The sequence below is a fragment of the Bartonella propinqua genome (assembly GCF_047263965.1).
GTDB lineage: Bacteria > Pseudomonadota > Alphaproteobacteria > Rhizobiales > Rhizobiaceae > Bartonella.
Window position 1 is genome coordinate 1 of sequence record NZ_JBLEBK010000010.1, and the last position, 18052, is coordinate 18052.

Annotated in this window: 16 protein-coding genes; 15 read left to right on the forward strand and 1 reads right to left on the reverse strand. The window is 36.5% G+C overall.

Annotation, left to right across the window (positions count from 1 at the left end):
• Positions 1-1281: 1281 nt before the first annotated feature.
• On the reverse strand, positions 1282-2028 hold the full coding sequence (locus tag ACMFKV_RS06315; protein ID WP_413154772.1) for a hypothetical protein: 747 nt from the start codon (positions 2026-2028) through the stop codon (positions 1282-1284).
• Between the two features lie 365 nt (positions 2029-2393).
• Between ACMFKV_RS06315 and ACMFKV_RS06320 the strand changes: the two genes are divergently transcribed.
• The 15 genes from ACMFKV_RS06320 (at position 2394) to ACMFKV_RS06390 (ending at position 17949) form a co-directional block, all read left to right on the forward strand.
• Entirely contained in the window at positions 2394-2708 is a 315-nt protein-coding gene (locus tag ACMFKV_RS06320) for a TrbC/VirB2 family protein (RefSeq protein WP_413154773.1), read from the forward strand.
• Positions 2709-3020, forward strand: a complete 312-nt coding sequence (locus ACMFKV_RS06325; RefSeq protein ID WP_413154774.1) for a VirB3 family type IV secretion system protein — start codon at positions 2709-2711, stop codon at positions 3018-3020.
• A gap of 5 nt (positions 3021-3025) precedes the next feature.
• Complete coding sequence (locus ACMFKV_RS06330) at positions 3026-5377, forward strand: VirB4 family type IV secretion/conjugal transfer ATPase (RefSeq protein WP_413154805.1); 2352 nt, start codon at positions 3026-3028, stop codon at positions 5375-5377.
• Positions 5374-5802: a TrbJ/VirB5 family protein gene (locus ACMFKV_RS06335; protein WP_413154775.1), complete on the forward strand. Its 429-nt coding sequence runs from the start codon at positions 5374-5376 to the stop codon at positions 5800-5802. The genes ACMFKV_RS06330 and ACMFKV_RS06335 overlap by 4 nt, the downstream gene beginning before the upstream one ends.
• Positions 5789-6793: a TrbL/VirB6 family protein gene (locus ACMFKV_RS06340; protein ID WP_413154776.1), complete on the forward strand. Its 1005-nt coding sequence runs from the start codon at positions 5789-5791 to the stop codon at positions 6791-6793. The genes ACMFKV_RS06335 and ACMFKV_RS06340 overlap by 14 nt, the downstream gene beginning before the upstream one ends.
• 196 nt (positions 6794-6989) lie before the next feature.
• Positions 6990-7301, forward strand: a complete 312-nt coding sequence (locus tag ACMFKV_RS06345) for a type IV secretion system protein VirB7 (protein WP_413154777.1) — start codon at positions 6990-6992, stop codon at positions 7299-7301.
• Positions 7291-7959, forward strand: coding sequence for a VirB8 family type IV secretion system protein (locus ACMFKV_RS06350; protein ID WP_413154778.1), 669 nt, complete (start codon positions 7291-7293; stop codon positions 7957-7959). Before ACMFKV_RS06345 ends, ACMFKV_RS06350 begins: the two co-directional genes overlap by 11 nt.
• Entirely contained in the window at positions 7956-8822 is an 867-nt protein-coding gene (virB9, locus tag ACMFKV_RS06355; RefSeq protein WP_413154779.1) for a P-type conjugative transfer protein VirB9, read from the forward strand. Before ACMFKV_RS06350 ends, virB9 begins: the two co-directional genes overlap by 4 nt.
• Positions 8815-9972, forward strand: a complete 1158-nt coding sequence (virB10, locus tag ACMFKV_RS06360) for a type IV secretion system protein VirB10 (RefSeq protein ID WP_413154781.1) — start codon at positions 8815-8817, stop codon at positions 9970-9972. The genes virB9 and virB10 overlap by 8 nt, the downstream gene beginning before the upstream one ends.
• The gene (gene virB11, locus ACMFKV_RS06365; protein ID WP_413154782.1) at positions 9969-11039 is read left to right on the forward strand and encodes a P-type DNA transfer ATPase VirB11; all 1071 of its coding nucleotides are present in this window, start codon (positions 9969-9971) and stop codon (positions 11037-11039) included. Before virB10 ends, virB11 begins: the two co-directional genes overlap by 4 nt.
• 68 nt (positions 11040-11107) lie before the next feature.
• The gene (locus ACMFKV_RS06370) at positions 11108-11314 is read left to right on the forward strand and encodes an antitoxin VbhA family protein (RefSeq protein WP_413154783.1); all 207 of its coding nucleotides are present in this window, start codon (positions 11108-11110) and stop codon (positions 11312-11314) included.
• 10 nt (positions 11315-11324) lie between these two features.
• Positions 11325-12956, forward strand: coding sequence for a BID domain-containing T4SS effector (locus ACMFKV_RS06375; protein WP_413154784.1), 1632 nt, complete (start codon positions 11325-11327; stop codon positions 12954-12956).
• A 291-nt stretch (positions 12957-13247) separates the two neighbouring features.
• Positions 13248-14894 (forward strand): BID domain-containing T4SS effector, encoded by a 1647-nt coding sequence (locus tag ACMFKV_RS06380; RefSeq protein WP_413154785.1) that lies wholly within the window; start codon positions 13248-13250, stop codon positions 14892-14894.
• A 299-nt stretch (positions 14895-15193) separates the two neighbouring features.
• Positions 15194-16843: a BID domain-containing T4SS effector gene (locus ACMFKV_RS06385; RefSeq protein ID WP_413154787.1), complete on the forward strand. Its 1650-nt coding sequence runs from the start codon at positions 15194-15196 to the stop codon at positions 16841-16843.
• A 296-nt stretch (positions 16844-17139) separates the two neighbouring features.
• Positions 17140-17949 carry a BID domain-containing T4SS effector gene (locus ACMFKV_RS06390; protein ID WP_413154788.1) on the forward strand — a complete coding sequence of 270 codons (810 nt, stop codon included), beginning with the start codon at positions 17140-17142 and terminating at the stop codon, positions 17947-17949.
• Positions 17950-18052: the final 103 nt, after the last annotated feature.

Genomic DNA, 18052 nt, shown 5'->3' on the forward strand with positions numbered 1-18052 from the left:
TATTAAGTATTTTGTACGTATTTATTACTTATATAATTTTCTATAAGATAATGAAAAAAAATCACTGCCATCTTCATTGAGTTCATCAGCTAATTTCCTCAAAAACATCTCTACCTTTTGGTTTAAGAGTCAATGTTAATCTTGCTGTTTTTAAACTACGATGTCGACGACCACTATTAAATTTTATTTCTAAATTATGCTGCGTTATAAAACTACTTTATAGCTCTATTTTGCCTAACCCTCAAATTTTATCGTGCTTTTGCACTTCTTGGCAATGGAGAAATAACAGAAGGATTTGTCTGGAAGGCTACACTATTTTCGGCGCACTATTATAAACGCAGTCATCTTATCGCAATTGTCAATAAAAATCGGTTACAAATTACTGACACAACTGATGCCTTAACGAAAACAGAGCCTTTCGTAAATAAGCTTACAAATTTCGGGTAGCATGTTGTAGAAATTGATAGTCACAATATAACACAACTGAAAAAATCCTTAAGCTACACCAACGATTGTCAGTGTACCAACGACCTTTGGATGATACATCTGTATTAAAATTATGCCAATCCCACTGATCTGTTGTTGTCTGTGAAAAATAGAGCATAAATGGAGAACTTGGAGATGCAATTTCTAGATTTTTTATGGTTCTAAATTGTTATGGAACATAGCGTCGCATACAAATTTATATCGCTTATAATATCATATGAGCCAATTTACAATGGAAAGCAATTAGATGTTTTAGTAAATTAAGAGATTAGTAGAGAGAGTATAACAAAAGCCGTGTTAGCAGCAAAATAATATACAAAAAACATCTAAGCTACATCAAATATATGGACAAACTAAAAAAGCTACAAAAGATGGCAATATGATAGAGTATAACGTGTAAGGAAAGCCCTTCAAGCAAAGCATAAAAATGAAATCCTCACATAATTTACTCCATTGCACACATAACAAAACTTTATAGAGTACAACCTTTACAAAGGGCTGAACCTTATTTGTAACAATAAGCTACCGTTTAGTAAAATATCGCTTGTATTTATACTTTATACAGACGCACCATTTGTAATGATATATCCATATTCTTATTAAATTATAGCAAATAATAAACACTTTTACAGCAATTCCATTATTGAGCTTTTATTGCAAGAGAATTGTTGATCTTGCCATTTTCCTTTCATCAATATCTTTATGAAAAAAACATAAAAATTCTCATAGCATGCTTCAATTTTTTTTCTAAGAATTCTTGATACAAGTGCTTAGTAAATTTGTCAGAAAAGCCAATTACAAACTCTCAAAGGGATTATAAGATCCATTATCGCGTTGCCACTTTAACGGTTCAGTAAAATCACTCGACCAGAGACCTACTTTATTTTTGCGTGCTATTTCTTCAACACGCAAATAGTGTATTGGTGCAGGGGTTTTACTATCTTTTGAAATTATGAACATACCCTCTGCAAGACCTGCTTCTGCCAAATCAACCCCATGAACAAAACATTGTGCATAATGAATACCATTGCGCATAATAGCCTGTTTACACAACAAATCCTGACCAAGTGTTTTGGTGACCAACCAAGCTGTTGTAACTGCACCACATGGCCATTCTTGATCGTTTAATTTTGCTTTTTGGCGTGGCGCACATGTCTCCACGCCATAAAGGTGAATATTACGAATGGTATGCTTATGCCAAGATTTTGCAACAGAACTAACCAATTTAAATGTAACACCACTAGTAACAGAAGCCATGCCATTAAAAACAGCTTCACTATTGAGCGAAACGTGACTCTGCAGATTAAGAATTGGTTCATTTTTTGCTAAAGGCTGTTCAATATCAGCTTCAGCTAACGCCTCTTCTTCTTCTAAATGTATATCAACAATATTTTGGATATTTTGCATCGTAAATGTCTTGAGAGCGCTTAAATTCGTTTTATCTCCATACCAACTTATCCCCCACAATACAGAACCTACAATGTAGACAATAACGATATGTTTAAAGTGTATTCTCTTGGCACACTCACTAAAAAAATTCATTATTATACGCCTCTTCAAGTTTTTATGAACAATCTCCTTGCTCTTGAAGAGAAAATTTTGAACAAGGTTTGTTGCAAATTAACCACATTTTGTAAAGAAAATCATTATTTTTACATTTCAAATATTGTCATTTTGATAAAATGATACAACTTTAAATTGTTTTAAAAAATTACACAACGTAAAAATCTTCCATCTCTTGGGTAGAGAATTTTGAAAATTAAAGAAGATCCACTGTCAAAGATTTTAGAGAATGAAAACAACCAAAATAACTTACGGCGTCAAATCTGGGACAGGAGAGTCCTTCAGTTTTTAAAAGCAAGAGGATGTCGGCGCACAAACAATTATTTCTTTTGAAGAGAGGTAAAATGACAAACAATACATCCAGAGACACCAGTTTAATCGTTATCATGCTGCTTTTAACAGCATTCATTGCATTAAATCCTGCTTATGCAGCTCCTGCTACTGTAGGCATAGGCAAACTTGATGATGTTTTACAAAGTATTGTTACAATGATGACGGGATCAACATCAAAGCTCATTGCAACTATATGTGTCGCTGCTGTTGGTATTTGTTGGATGTACGGTTTTATGGATTTGCGTAAAGCAGCATACTGTATTCTCGGCATTGGTATTGTTTTTGGTGCACCCGCTCTTGTTAGTAAATTAATGGGCTCATCGTAAATGAATGAAGATACTCTTTTCCTTGCATGTACAAGACCAGCCATGTTTGCAGGTGTCACAATGGAAGCGATGGCGCTTAATGTTATGGCAACATCCATTCTCTTTATTTTAACGAGCGAATTTACAATGATTGGTCTTGGGTTTGGTTTGCACTTTATCCTGCGCGAGATCACAAAGTATGACCATAACCAATTTCGCGTATTATTCGCTTGGCTCAATACTCGAGGAAAACAAAAAAACCTTACAAGATGGGGAGGGGGATCGACATCTCCCTTGCAACTTATCCGTACTTATAAGGAACTTCAAAGATGAGACAGATGTCAATTATGAAGCGAGAATCTTTACCTGAGGAATATATTCCCTACATACGCTATGTCAATAAATACGTTATTGCACTAAGTTCACGCTGCTTAATGACTGTCATTGCTGTTGAAGGTATAAATTTTGACACAGCAGATATTGATCAATTAAATTCCTTACATAACCAATTAAATACCTTATTGAAAAATATTGCAGATGAACGTGTTGCTTTATATTCTCACATCATTCGTCGGCGCGAAACGCTCTATCCGGAAAGTCGTTTTTTTTCATCTTTTGCAGCAACATTAGATGAAAAATACAAAAAGAAAATGGTTTCACAAGAGCTGCATAGAAATGATCTTTTTATTTCATTGCTATGGAATCCCGCATTGGATAAAACTGAACAAATTGCTTCATTTTTTCAGCGATTAACTACAGCAAAAAAAACACAATCTGAGCCAGATGCTGAAGCCGTTCGTAAAATCGAAGAATTAAGCCAAGATCTTATACAAGGTTTGGAAAGTTATGAAGCACGTCTTTTGTCAATTTATGAACATGATAATATTTTGTTTTCCGAACAAAGTGAATTTTTGCACCAGTTAGTGGGAGGAAGGCGTGAGCGCGTTCCACTTACATTTGGCACAATTGCTTCAACAATTTATTCAGATCGTGTTATTTTTGGTAAAGAAATTATCGAAATTCGTCATGAAAGCAATGAACGCTTTGTTGGCATGTTTGGATGGAAAGAGTATCCTTCTAAAACACGCCCCGGTATGACTGATGGTTTACTCACAGCACCATTCGAATTTATTCTTACGCAATCTTTTGTTTTTAAGAGTAAAGCGGCAGCTGGTACTATTATGGGTCGCAAACAAAATCAAATGATTAATGCAGCAGACCGTGCTGGCTCACAAATTGATGAACTTGATGAGGCACTTGATGATTTAGAGTCAAATCGTTTTGTTTTGGGTGAACATCATCTTTCTTTAGCCATTTTTGCTGATCGCCCAAAAAAATTGGCTGAGTATTTATCAAAAGCACGCTCTTATTTAACCAATGGTGGAGCAGTTATTGCCAGAGAAGATCTCGGTTTGGAAGCCGCATGGTGGGCACAACTGCCAGGAAATTTTAGCTACCGTGCGCGCTCTGGAGCTATTACCAGCAGAAATTTTGCAGCATTATCGCCATTTCATTCATTCCCTATTGGTAAACTTAACGGCAATGTTTGGGGATCTGCTGTAGCGCTACTGAAAACACAGGCTGGTTCACCTTATTATTTTAATTTTCATTATGGTGATATTGGTAACACTTTTGTTTGTGGTCCATCGGGATCAGGTAAAACTGTTATTGTCAACTTTCTTCTTGCACAATTACAAAAGCATAATCCAACAATGGTCTTTTTTGATAAAGATCAGGGTGCAGAAATTTTTGTGCGCGCAGTGGGTGGAAAATATAAACCTTTAAAAAACGGCGAACCCACAGGCATTGCGCCATTAAAGGGCATGGAATACACTGAAAAAAACAAAGTCTTCCTTCGTAACTGGGTCTTAAAGCTCGTAACCGCTGAAGGACAGACAGTGACAGAGCAAGAGCGACAAGATATTGCCAAAGCCATCGATGCCTTGGGAAGCTTGCCACATGCACAACGTTCTCTTGGTGCTCTTCAACTGTTTTTTGATAATACATCACAAGAAGGCATTGCCATACGTTTACAACGCTGGATCAAAGGCAATGCTTTGGGATGGGTCTTTGATAATGATCAAGATGATCTGAGTTTAGATGCACAATTTATTGGTTATGACATGACCGATTTCTTAGATAATGAAGAAATTCGGCGCCCTTTGATGATGTATCTGTTTAATCGCATTCTCGATCTTATTGACGGTCGGCGTATTATTATTGTTATTGATGAATTTTGGAAAGCTTTAGAAGATGATTCGTTTAAAGCTTTTGCGCAAGATCGTCTCAAAACGATCCGTAAACAAAATGGCATGATGCTTTTTGCAACACAAAGCCCCAAAGATGCTTTAAATTCAACAATCGCACATACGATTATTGAACAATGTCCTACACAAATATTTTTTCCAAACCAAAAAGCAAATTACAATGATTATGTTGAAGAGTTCAAATTAACGGAACGTGAATTTGAACTTATTCAATCAGAATTAAGCAGAGAATCTCGCCGTTTTCTTATCAAACAGGGGCAAAACTCTGTTGTTACAGAGCTCAACTTACGCGGAATGAACGATGAAATTGCCGTCTTAAGCGGGACAACTAAAAATATTGAACTGATGAATCAAATTATACGCGAACATGGAACTGATCCTGACAAATGGCTACCAATTTTTCATCAGAGGAGAGAACAATGAAGAAATATGACTTAATCGCCTTCTTATCTTTATCCTTCATTTCTGATGCAATGTCACAAACTGCACCGATTGCTGATGATTATTATAAGAGCGTATTAGAAAGCACACAAAAGTTAGAAAGCACTAGATCAGAAACAGCTGAATCTATTTATGCAATTGCAAATGAAAATGCAAAAAAAATTGAAGACGTAAAAAACAAACTTGAAAAAGCCAAACCAGAAGAATTGCAAACCCTTCAAGTGGAATTAGCTATTCTTCAAGCTACTCTTCAAGCAGATTCTTTAAAACTTCAATCTCTTTCTATGATGAAAGCGAAAGACGTCAAAACGAGAGAAGAAATGCGCGAAGAAGAAGTACAAAAGAAACATAAACAGATTGAACAGAAATTAAAAGACAAACTTGAGAAATCTAATGTCAGACTTTAGTTTTTCTCCATTCGAAAGTATTTCTGGATATATCTTACGACCTCTCGACAATGTGGTAGACACAACGGTGAGAGGATTGTCTACTGCAATTTCGCCACCATTAAACCTTGCCGCAATTATTTTTATATTTCTGTATGGCTATAACGTTATGACTGGACGTACTGCTCTTTCAATGCATAGCCTTCTCAATAATGTTATTAAAATCGTTGTTGTATCTACCATGGCAACGAATGCGGATACATTTAACATTTATGTTAAAAATATTTTCTTTGGTGATTTAGCAAATGCTATTGGTCGTGCGCTCAATAGTACTCCTGCTAACGCTAATGTCTTTGATTATATTTTGTTAATAACCAGTGCCCGTTATCAAGAGGTTTTAGCTGCTGCTTGGTTCCTTGAAAAAATCATGGTTGGCCTTCTTGGCTCTGTCATGATTTTAGCTGTTATTGTCTTTTGTATAGGTGGTTTTATTGTTCAAATGTTTGCAAAAGTTGCACTTGTGATGATTATAGGTCTTGGGCCTATTTTTATCAGCTTATATTTGTTTAATGCGACCCGAAAATTCACCGATGCATGGATTGCGACATTAGTCAATTTTACAATTTTACAAGTTTTGGTCATAATGCTTGGGACGATTATGTGCAAAATTATCATGCACGTTCTCAATGGCTCTTATGATTCAATTTATTTTCTTTTCCCACCTGTCGTTGTCATTTCGATAGTGGGAGCCATTCTCTTCCGCACACTTCCTGGTATTGCCTCTGCGCTTGCCAATGGTGGACCATATTTAAACGCTGCAGCAGCTTCGGGAGGACAAGCTTTCACAATGCTTTCCAACGCTTTCAAAGCTGGTGGAAACGCAACAAAAACCGCAGCTGCAAAATTCTCCGGTGGTGCGTTGAATGCAGTAAAAGGTGGAAGTCAAGCGATGAAGGCAGCAAAAGCGATGAAAGGTAAAGGTGGTGGAGGTGGAGGTCGTGGTCCATTTTAAGAGCAAACACTTTCTAAAAAGAAACAGGAATTTTGTCTTTTCATTAAACATGGTTCTCATGCACAGATTGTATAAAACATTTGATATTCTGACATTTCACAGAATTCATAAAAATATTTCATCGTACATTTTTATAAAGTTGTTCAATGAAAAAACATTCATGCATTCTCTTCTTAAAACTCATGTGCTCAAAAAAATGAAACTAAAAATAACTGTTGCAGCATTCTGCACGATAGCTCTTACCGGTTGTGCCTCTCTTAGTGGTCCCAAAAAACCACCACGCTGTAATGGGCAAAATACACGTGCTTTAAATAAAGATAAGTGGAATTGGCATAATCAAGACATCATTTTACAGGAACAAAACGTAAAGCCCATTACGACACCCATCATTCTCAATACGCTAGAAAGCGAAAAAACAACAGCCAATGTAGCATTTAATACAGCTTCATCAAAATCAGTAAATCATGAGGTACCATTAAAAATTACAGAGGTCGCGCATGAAAAATGATGCGTTCGAGAAATATGTAAAAGAAGCACGATCATTCGATATTGATCGTATGTATGGTATGCAACTTCGAATGAAAATTGCCATGGCTTTGACAGTGCTTTTTGGTTTAATGACAATCGCCTTAGCCTTAGCAGTGGCAGCATTAGCGCCTTTAAAAACCGTAGAACCTTTTGTTATCCGCGTTGATACTTCAACAGGAATTGTAGAAACTTTAAGCGCATTAAAAGAGACGCCAGAAGACTATGATGAAGCGATAACACGTTATTTTTCCAGTAAATATGTTCGCGCACGCGAAAGTTTTCAAGCCTCAGAAGCAGAACACAATTTTCGTATGATTTCTCTTTTATCTTCACCAGGAGAGCAAAATCGTTTTGCGATATGGTATTCAGGCAACAATCCAGAAAGTCCGCAAAATATTTATCAAAATATGATCGTCACGGTCACAATTAAGTCAATCTCCTTTTTAAGCAAAGATCTCATTCAAGTGCGCTACTATAAAACGGTGAGAGACTCTAATGGAAAAGAAAATATTTTTCATGAGGTTTCGATTTTAAAATTTTCTTACATTAATGCACACATTTCAACAAATGACCGGTTAATCAATCCACTGGGCTTTCAAGTATCAGAGTATAGATCTGATCCAGAGGTGATACAATGATCAGATTTTCAAAAATAATTTTTTTAACTTTCATTGTCATCATAAATTATCAGAGCAATTTGTTATTTGCGGAAACGGCTCCTGTGAGTGCGCATAAAGACAATCGCATCCGATTTGTTAATTATGACCCCCACAATGTAACGCAAATTATTGGATCTATTCGCTCTTCAGTTCAGATTGAATTTGCAAGCGACGAAGAAATTGCTTATGTGGGGATCGGCAATTCTGTTGCTTGGCAAGTTGCCCCTGCTGGTCACTTTGTTTTTTTAAAACCGCGTGAAATGCAGCCTGTCACCAATTTACAAATTGTAACAAGCCGCCAAGATGGGACACAACGGTCTTATCAATTTGAACTACAAGTGCGTGAAGGCGATGTTTCTGTTGGTAATAATACATATTTTCTTGTAAAGTTCCGCTATCCAGAAGATGAAGCTTTGCGTAAAAAATTAGCGCAAGCAGCAAAAGATGAGCAAAGTGAAGACAGTTTTGTCAATGATGTTTTTAATACTCATGAAAATTTTGGACCCCGTAATTGGGCATATGAAGCCCAAGGTTCTACACTCATTGAACCAAATTCTGTCTATGACAATGGAAAAACAACAACATTTACATTTTTGGGCAATGTAGAAATTCCTGCCATTTATCTTGTATCGCTTGATGGACAAGAATCTCTTGTTCCAAAATCGATTAAGGGAAACAAGGTCATTGTTCATGCCACAGCTGCGCAATTCACTTTGCGCCGTGGGAATGAAGTTTTGTGCATCTTCAATAAAAGATTCATTCCTGAAGGGATTAATCCCGAAACGGGAACGACATCGCCATCTGTACAACGTAAAGTGAACATAGGAGGCGGGCATGAGTGATGAAATGGATGAAATAGACATCAATGATCGTGATACAATAAAAGATGCGAGAGGAAAAAAAGAGCGCCCCAATGCAAGTAAAGCCGTTGCTCTTCTCATTCTTTTTGCTGTTTGTAGTTATCTCATATATTCAACGTTTTCGACAGACACAAAACAACCAATTGAATCTTCAAAAGAAGGGGTTATTCAACAAACAGAGCTTTTTCGCCCTGCAAAGCCTAAGCCTACACCTGTTGAGCTAACCGAACAAAATAAAGCCTTGTTGCCTCAAGTTGAGCTGCCGACACCAAAAATAAATCAACAAAATTTTGATCATTCACTATTGGAAGCAGCAAAACGTGCTCCTGTATTGGCTTATTCTAGTACAAACAATAACAAAGCAAACATAACAACAAATGATGGCGCTTTACTTGACAAACTTGAAAATAATCCCGATGAAGCAACGCAACGCTTTAATCATCTTCTTAAACCAACAACACCTGAAGGTGTTCGCGCTTCAATCCTTAGCAATCGAAATTACATCATTGCTATGGGCGCTTCTATCCCATGTATCTTAGAAACAGCAATCAGCAGTGACCAACAAGGATTTGTCAGCTGTATCGTCTCTAGAGATATTTTGTCAGACAATGGACGCGTTATCTTACTGGATAAAGGCACACAAATCGTTGGAGAATATCGTGCTGGATTAAAAAAAGGTCAAAATCGTCTTTTTATTCTATGGAATAGAGCAAAAACACCAAGTGGTGTCATTATAACATTAGCTTCACCTGCAACAGATGCTTTGGGACGCTCTGGTGTTGACGGAGATGTTGATAATCATTGGTTTGAGAGAATTGGATCTGCGGTCTTTTTATCAATCATAAAAGATGCCACAGCTTATGCTAGCAACCGTTTATCAAAAAACAAAGAGACAAAACACTCTGAAACGGTCTCTTCAGGACAAAATATTGCAAATATGGTCGTTGAAAATTACGCAAATATTTCTCCAACTTTGACTAAAAATCAAGGGGAAATGGTTAATGTCTTTGTTGCTCGCGATTTAGATTTTTCCAGTGTTTATAAATTAAAAGTCATCGAAAACAAAAGACAGATCGCTCATAGAGCCATTTCAAGAAATTTTTATAAAAAACCTATGGTCACTGTGAAATGAAGCAAAACTTGCAAAATATAGGTGATGAAACCGTCGCAATTGTTTTAACAAAACTTGCGCCAATCAGAAATTTTTTGAAAGATGATAGTCTTTTTGAAATTGTCATCAATCGTCCTTATCAAGTGATGATTGAAGGTGTTGAGGGATGGAAAACAATAGCAGCGCCTACTTTATCGTTTAATGAGCTCATGGGTATTGCTAAAGTTGTCGCTTCCTATTCTAAGCAAAACATATCTGATAAAAATCCAATATTATCTGCAACACTCCCCAGCAATGAGCGTATTCAAATTGTCATTCCTCCTGCTGTGGAAAAAGACACGATCAGTATGACAATTCGTAAACCATCATCGCAGAATTTCTCACTTGAAGATCTGGCAAATAAAGATCTTTTTTCGATGTGTGAACAAATATCATTTACGCCATTGGATGATTATCCATCTCGTTTAAATAAACTCAAAAATGCTGAGCATGACTTAATAACTGCTTATTGCAATAGGGATTTTGTTTCTTTTTTAAATCAAGCTGTAAAATTGCAAAAAAATATTCTTATTTCAGGCAAAACTGGCTCTGGTAAGACAACGCTATCAAAAGCACTCATTGCCAAAATTCCCGATGATGAACGAATTATCACCATTGAAGATACACCAGAGTTGGTCGTACCACAATACAATCATGTCTCTATGATTTATTCAAAAGATGGTCATGGTTTAGCTTCTGTTGGTCCAAAAGAATTGCTTGAAGCTGCTTTGCGCATGCGTCCTGATCGCATTCTTTTACAAGAGCTTCGAGATGGTACAGCTTTTTACTATATCCGCAATGTTAATTCAGGACATCCTGGTTCCATTACCACAGTTCATGCATCAACAGCACTTGCTGCATTTGAGCAAATGACCCTCTTGGTGAAAGAAAGTGATGGTGGAAGTGATTTAGAGCGTGATGATATTCGAGGTTTGTTGATCTCAATGATTGATATCATTGTGCAATGCAAGCGAGTGGAAAGAAAATTTAAAGTCACAGAAATTTATTACGATCCGTTCAAACAACAAAACATTTTTGGAGGTGATTAAAATGGAGAGCTCACCTTTTTCAAAGGTTTTGTAAAAGCAAATGTTTAAAAACTGGAAAGGAACAATAAGTGCAAAAAAATATGACAAAAAATCTTTCATCTCTCACACAGGAAGAATTACAAAAACGCCGTGACGCAGTTCATTCTGCCATTAATGCGCATGAGATTGAAGGGATCACACTTCATACAAAAACGCTCGAAATTTTAGAAGGATATGCAAATGGAGATTATTCATTAGAAGAGTTTAACGCTCGTATGAAAAATGCCATTTTATAAGGAGGTCACCATGAGAAAATTAAGACCATCAGCAACAGCTACCCTCCCCGCTCATTACTGTTACTCTAGTAGCGATGTTTTGAAAAATAAATATGGCATAAAGAACAAAAGAAAACTTAAAGAAAAATGTGCACATGATGCAACAAGAGAAATGGTCAATTTACGCCAAGAGCTTCCACCAGAACAGGTTAATTCCGATTATCTGAAATATCTTCATTATTGTATATTTCGTAATACATATGAGTGGGCTGGACATACCCGCGATGAGCCCTTTACATTTTCAGATGGCTCCACTGCTCATATGCCAATTCTGATGAAAAAAAACTCGGATATTGCTTTTACACTAGGTGATGAAATCCAAGAAAAATTACAACAATTCGATCAAACGCTGATTGCATGGAATTATTTGCGCGAATTACCATATGAACAATTTGTTGATATTGCATCACAAATGTACGCTTATCTTAACTCTACACGCCCTTTTGTAGAGGGTAATGAACGCACGCAACGAGCGTTTTTTGAAAAGCTTGCCGAAGGCGCAGGTTATCAGCTCGATTTTTCAGTAGTCACACAAAAACGCATGAATGTGGCAAGTAATGTTTCAATAGAAGAGGGCGATATAAGACCCTTAAAATATATCTTTGAGGAAATTTCTCATCCCAAAAAAATTCGTCTTTTAAAAGAAGTCAAAGATTATATGGAGTTTGATCATAGCGATAATCTTCAAGATCGCTTTATTACAATTGCAAATGAAGGTGAGGTCTATACAGGCATTTACCTAGGTTCTCGTGCACATGGTTTTACAATTGACGTAAATGGTGTTCACGTCGTTGGAGAAATAAATCATCTCACGCCAGAACAAATAAAGACATTGAGCCCAGGTGACAAGTTTACTTTTACAGCTCCAATGAATAAAGACCTTGAAAAAATTTTGATCCCAAAAGAAAAATTAGCGCCTTTAACAAAAGAGGAAATGCTCGAAAAAATTAATACTACCGTTGCTGTCCACGAAAGTCAAACAGCCATTAAAAGTTTATTAAAAACTGTTTATGGCAAATCAAACGCATTGGACATACAGTTGGATATGGTGAAGGAAGATCCAAGAACGGGTCCACAATTTGTTGAAGCAATTATGCAAAACCCTTTTTCTGTTGATAAAATTGCAGGTTTCCAGATCTGTGGCATAAAAAATAACAGGCGCAGAGAGGCTGAAGATGCTTTTGCACCACTTTGTGAAGCACTAACCGATTATGTTGATGTTGTAACAAATACGAGAAGAAACATTCTTCGACACCATAAAACAGAACAAACCCGTCTCGCAAAGCAGGTAAAAATGCCAAGCGAAGAGTTGCTAGAAGTTCTCTCTTTGCCAAAAGAGGAGCGACAAGAAATCTTAGGAGCTTCTCATAAACTACGAAGCGAACTGTATGATCTTGTATGGAAAGTAAATCACCGTCTTTCACAAAATGAACGTCTAGCACTCAATAACGATAATGTTACAAAAATCGCGACTAGTATTGGAATATCAATGGAGAAAGCAATGGACGTTACACAATTTTGTAATTTTCTCCAACAAGTCAGTCAAGAACAAACGCAATTGGCAAGATTAAATCGATCGAAAAATATGGCAATGGCAAGCTAAAAATACAAAGTTTGTGCGCCCTTATTTTAACAAATGGTAGAGAGTACACAAAAGAGGATTTTAAAAATAGTTCATAAAAAATAACCTTAATGAACCATTTTGCCTCTCTTACACAAAAAGAATGACAGCGTCGTGCAGCGTTAATGTTGCCATTACACGACGACAAAATTGAAAGATCACGCTTTAACCAAAAATGCTCAAAGCTTTAAAAAAAACATGCAAAGAAGGAGAGGTTATTCATGAGAAAAATTTAATATTCTTGTGAACATGTCATTTTATAAGGAAATTATTATGAGAAAATCGAGATCATCTCCAGAGGTAAAAGCTGCAGCACATTATTGTGACCCCTCAGATCATTATTGTTATCCCGATAGTGATGTTTTAAAAAATAAATATGGTTTGAAGAACAAAAAAGACTTTCAAAAAAAATATGCACATGATTTAGCACAACAAATTGTTAATTTACGCCAAGAACCTCCGCCAGATCAAATTAATTCTGACTATCTTACATCTCTTCATTACCGTCTATTTTGTAACACATATGAGTGGGCAGGTATGACTCGTAACATTCCTTTTAAATTTTTAGATGGCTCCACTGCCTACATGCCGAAAATGGAAAAAGAGAACTCGACTGCTGTTTTTGCAGAAGGTGACGAAATTTTAAAAAGTTTAAGAGAATTTGATCAGTCGCTTGTCGAGTGGAATTATTTAAAAGGTTTACCGCGCAAACAATTTGCCGAAGTTGCAGCGCAAATGTTTGTTTATCTTAACCATATACAACCCTTTAGAAGTGGCAATGGATGCACACAACGAATGTTTTTTGAAAAGCTCGCTGATAGTGCAGGACATTATCTCGACTTTTCACTAGTAACACCAGTCCGCATGAATCTGGCAAGTAAACTCTCCTTGGAAGAGAACGATGTAAGTCACATGCGATATTTATTTGATGATATTTCTCACCCCGAAAAAGCACGTCTTTTAAGGGAATGCAGAGAATATATGGAAAATAAAAAAGAATTTACAGAGCGTCTTATCGTGACTGTAGATGAGGGTGAAACGTATACAGGAATTTATAAAGGTGCTCGTTCACATGGCTTTACAGTTGACGTAAAAGGTGTTCACGTCGTCGGACTTATAGATTATCTCACACCAGAACAGATAAAGACATGGAAGCCTGGTGATGAAGTGACTTTTACAGCTCCAATGCACAAAGACATTAACAAAATTTTCATTCCCAGAGAAAATTTAGCACCTTTGACAGAAAACGAAATTTCCGAAAAAATTGAAAATAATATTTCTGTTCAAGAAAGCCTAAACGAAGTGAAACATTTATTAAAAACTGTTTACGGCAAATCAGACATATTGAATACACAATTGGATATAATAAACACTGATCCACAATCAGGTTCACAACTTATTGAACAGATCATGCAAAACCCTCAATCTGTTGGTAAGATTATGGGTACAAATTTATGTGGCATAAAAAATCACGCGCGCAGAGAAGCTGATAATGCTTTTACGCCGCTTTGTGAAACGCTGACCAATCACATCGATATTGTAAAAAATACAAGAAGGAACATTCTTCAAGAACATAAAGCAGAACAAACACGTCTCGCAAAACAGGTAAATATGCCAAGTGAAGCATTGAAAGAAACTCTTTTCTTTTCAAAAGAGGAGCAGCAAGAAATTTTAGCATCTTCTCCCGCATTGCAAAGCGAACTCAATAGTTTTGTGCAGAAAATCGATGAGCGTCTTTCACCAAATGAGCGCCACATGCTCAAAAATAGCCATTTTATGAAAGTCGCTAGCAATATTGGTACATCATTGGATAAAGCAAGAGACATAGCAATGTTTACTCTTACAGCCAAAGAAGCACACCAAGAGCAAGCACAATTAGCAAGATTAAACCGATCAAAAGAGATGGCTATGGCAAGTTAAAACACAAAGCTTATAAATCTTTATTTTAATAAATGATGGAGGACACATCCAAAAAAATTTTAAACAAAAAAATAATTTATGAAAACAATACTTACAAAACATTTTGTATCTTTCACAAAGGTAAAATGACCAAAGTATTGTGAAGCAATTGATGTATCTCGTAAATACACATGAAATTGAAAGGATCATGCCTCATTCCAAACATTCTTAAAATTTTAGAAAAATATGCAAGGGGGGAAATTATTTGTGAGAGAAATTTAATACTCTTATAAACAACGCTATTTTGTAAGGAGATCATCATGAGAAGATCTACGTCATTACCAAACCCCAAAATCGAAGCAAGCCGTCCCTACCCTTTAGTGAATTATCATTATCCCAATAATGTATTGAAAAATAAATATGGCTTAACGGATGCACAAGCCCTTGAAGAAAGACGCACACATGATATAGCCACAGCAGTCATCAATTTACGCCAACAACCTCCACCAAACAAAATTAATTCCGAATATCTCATGTATCTGCATCACTGTATGTTTGCAGAAGCGTATGAGTGGGCTGGTATTGCGCGTAGTATCCCTTTTATAATGCGAGATGGCTCCACTGCCTATATGCCGAAAATGGAAAAAGAGGATTCAGATATTGTTTTTGCAGAAGGTGACGATATCCAAAAAAAACTACAAGAATTAGATAATGTACTTGCCGAAAAAAATTATTTGAAAAATTTATCACGCACCGAATTTGTCCATGAAGCAGCAACAATTTTTACGCATCTCTATAAAATACACCCATTTATACAAGGCAATACACTCACACAACAAATGTTTTTTGAAAAGCTTGCCGAACAAGCAGGTCATCAACTCGACTTCTCGCTTGTAACACCAGAACGCATGCAATTGTCCAACAGTATGTCAATAACAGAAAATGAACCAGAATATGTACAATGGATGCTTGAAGATATTTCCCATCCCAAAAAAGCGAATATTTTAAGGGAATTCAAGCATCATATGGAAAATGAACAACATATAGATCTTCAAGAATGTTTAGTTGTCGCTGTCGGTGAAGGTGAAATTTTTACAGGAATTTATAAAGGTGCCTACGAAAATAGCTTTTCAATTAAGATAAATGATAATCATATCGTTGGGCATAAAGATCAAATCACACCAGAGCAATTGAAAACATGGAAAATTGGTGAGAAAGTTACTTTTAGAGCTCTCATGGACAAAAAGATTGAGCAAGTTTTCATCCCAAAAGAAGATTTAGCGCCTTTGACAACAGCAGAAATAACCACAAAAATTGCAGCCAACGCCTTTGTTCAACAAAGTCGGCAAGAAGTCAATGATTTAGTAAAACTTGTTTACGGCAACCCTCATGCCTTGCAGACACCGTTGAATCTAATAAGTGAAGACCCCAAATTAGGTGAACGACTTTCTAAACATATTATGGAAAATCCTCAATCTATTCATAGCCTCGCGGGATTTACTGCATTTGGTGTAAAAAATCAAGAACGCAAAGAGGCTGAAGATCATATTGAGCAATTGTGTTATGCGGTTGCAAATTATGTCGATGTAGTCAAAAACGTTAAACGTGATATTACGCACGCACATAAAGCAGAAAAATATCGTCTCGCAAAACAGGTAAATATGCCAAGCGAAGAGTTAAAAAAAGCGCTTCTCTTGCCAAAAGAAGAGCAACAAAAAGTCTTTGCATACTCTACTACATTACGAAGAGAACTTCATCATTTCTCATGGCAAATCAACGATCGTCTCTCAATAGAAGAGCGCCAAGCGATTAATCAAGGTGATTATCAAAAAATTGCTGAAACTGTTGGCATATCAATGGATAAAGCAAAAGAAATTACAACAATTGGTCTTCTTGCTAAAGAAGTAAGTCGCGAGCAAGCCCAAGATATAAGATTAAATCGCCCAAAAGGGCTGGCAATGGCAAGCTAAAACAAAACGACGTATCTTCATTTAAACAAATGGTGAGCGTACAATAAAAAAGCTTTTCCTAAAAGGAACAATTCATGAAAGCAACACAACACGAACCACTCTGCATCTCTTACGCTATAAAATGATAAAAGCCCCGTGCGCTTAATTGATGCAGCTTGTCAAACTTCATACCATTTAAGGAGAGAATATTTTACTCAAACATGCCCAAAATTTTAAAAGAATACGCGAGGGAAAACATTCACCAGAGAAATGAAACACTCTACTGAATAATGTTATTTTTATAAGGAAATTTCACCATGGTAAAATTTAAAAATCCGTTCACAAGCTTCTCTCACAATATGAATTCATCTAATAGCAATATACCCCATCCTTCTGAGGATCAAGATCTTGGCAATACTCTCATCCCAAGACAAGAGGTGCCTCCTTTAACAAAAACCGAAATATCCCTCTTGGTTGCAGAAGATGCCACTGTCCACGCAAGCCGACAAACAGTTCAGCATTTATCACAAACTGTTTATGGTAACAAAAACGCATTGAATAAAGATTTGGTCAGGGTTATTAGTGGTCAAAAATCAGGTGAAATGCTTGCTGAACAGGTCACGTGTGCTCCTGAATCTGTTTCCAGTTTTGCAGGTCATGATTTTTTGGGCTTTAAAGATAAAGCGCGCAAAGAAGCTGAAGGAACTTATAAAAAACTTGGTTGTGCAATTGAACAATTTGCTGATACTGTCAGAACTGCGAAAAAGTGCATTAATGAAGAACATCAACAAGAACAACAGCGCCGCAACCAACAGATAGAAAAACCAAGCGAAACACTGCAACATGCTTTCTCTTTATCAAAAGATCAGCAAAGAGAAGCTTTAACGAATTCTCCTGAACTGCGAAAAGAGGTCAGTGATTTTCTGCGGCAAGTCAGTAGCCGCCTCACACCAGAAGAGCGTAAATCAGTCAATCAAGGTAATCATCGAGAGCTTGCTAAAAGTGTTGGTGTATCAGAGGAGCAAGCAAAGACGATTACAGATATCGTTCAAAACGCCAAAGAACTAAATCAACAAGCTCAACAAATCAAACCTGAGCGCCAAAAAACATTAGCTCTGGCTGGATAAAGTACAAAATTTGTACTTCTTCATTTTAGTATTCATGGACGAAAATTGTTTTAACAATATTTTGTCCATGAAATTATGCATAAAAAGGTATCATTTAATATCT

Coding starts and splice junctions, on each gene's coding strand:
- ACMFKV_RS06315 (WP_413154772.1), bottom strand. CDS start 2,028: ATGAATTTTTTTAGTGAGTGTGCCAAGAGAATACACTTTAAACATATC.
- ACMFKV_RS06320 (WP_413154773.1), top strand. CDS start 2,394: ATGACAAACAATACATCCAGAGACACCAGTTTAATCGTTATCATGCTG.
- ACMFKV_RS06325 (WP_413154774.1), top strand. CDS start 2,709: ATGAATGAAGATACTCTTTTCCTTGCATGTACAAGACCAGCCATGTTT.
- ACMFKV_RS06330 (WP_413154805.1), top strand. CDS start 3,026: ATGTCAATTATGAAGCGAGAATCTTTACCTGAGGAATATATTCCCTAC.
- ACMFKV_RS06335 (WP_413154775.1), top strand. CDS start 5,374: ATGAAGAAATATGACTTAATCGCCTTCTTATCTTTATCCTTCATTTCT.
- ACMFKV_RS06340 (WP_413154776.1), top strand. CDS start 5,789: ATGTCAGACTTTAGTTTTTCTCCATTCGAAAGTATTTCTGGATATATC.
- ACMFKV_RS06345 (WP_413154777.1), top strand. CDS start 6,990: ATGAAACTAAAAATAACTGTTGCAGCATTCTGCACGATAGCTCTTACC.
- ACMFKV_RS06350 (WP_413154778.1), top strand. CDS start 7,291: ATGAAAAATGATGCGTTCGAGAAATATGTAAAAGAAGCACGATCATTC.
- virB9 (WP_413154779.1), top strand. CDS start 7,956: ATGATCAGATTTTCAAAAATAATTTTTTTAACTTTCATTGTCATCATA.
- virB10 (WP_413154781.1), top strand. CDS start 8,815: ATGAGTGATGAAATGGATGAAATAGACATCAATGATCGTGATACAATA.
- virB11 (WP_413154782.1), top strand. CDS start 9,969: ATGAAGCAAAACTTGCAAAATATAGGTGATGAAACCGTCGCAATTGTT.
- ACMFKV_RS06375 (WP_413154784.1), top strand. CDS start 11,325: ATGAGAAAATTAAGACCATCAGCAACAGCTACCCTCCCCGCTCATTAC.
- ACMFKV_RS06380 (WP_413154785.1), top strand. CDS start 13,248: ATGAGAAAATCGAGATCATCTCCAGAGGTAAAAGCTGCAGCACATTAT.
- ACMFKV_RS06385 (WP_413154787.1), top strand. CDS start 15,194: ATGAGAAGATCTACGTCATTACCAAACCCCAAAATCGAAGCAAGCCGT.
- ACMFKV_RS06390 (WP_413154788.1), top strand. CDS start 17,140: ATGGTAAAATTTAAAAATCCGTTCACAAGCTTCTCTCACAATATGAAT.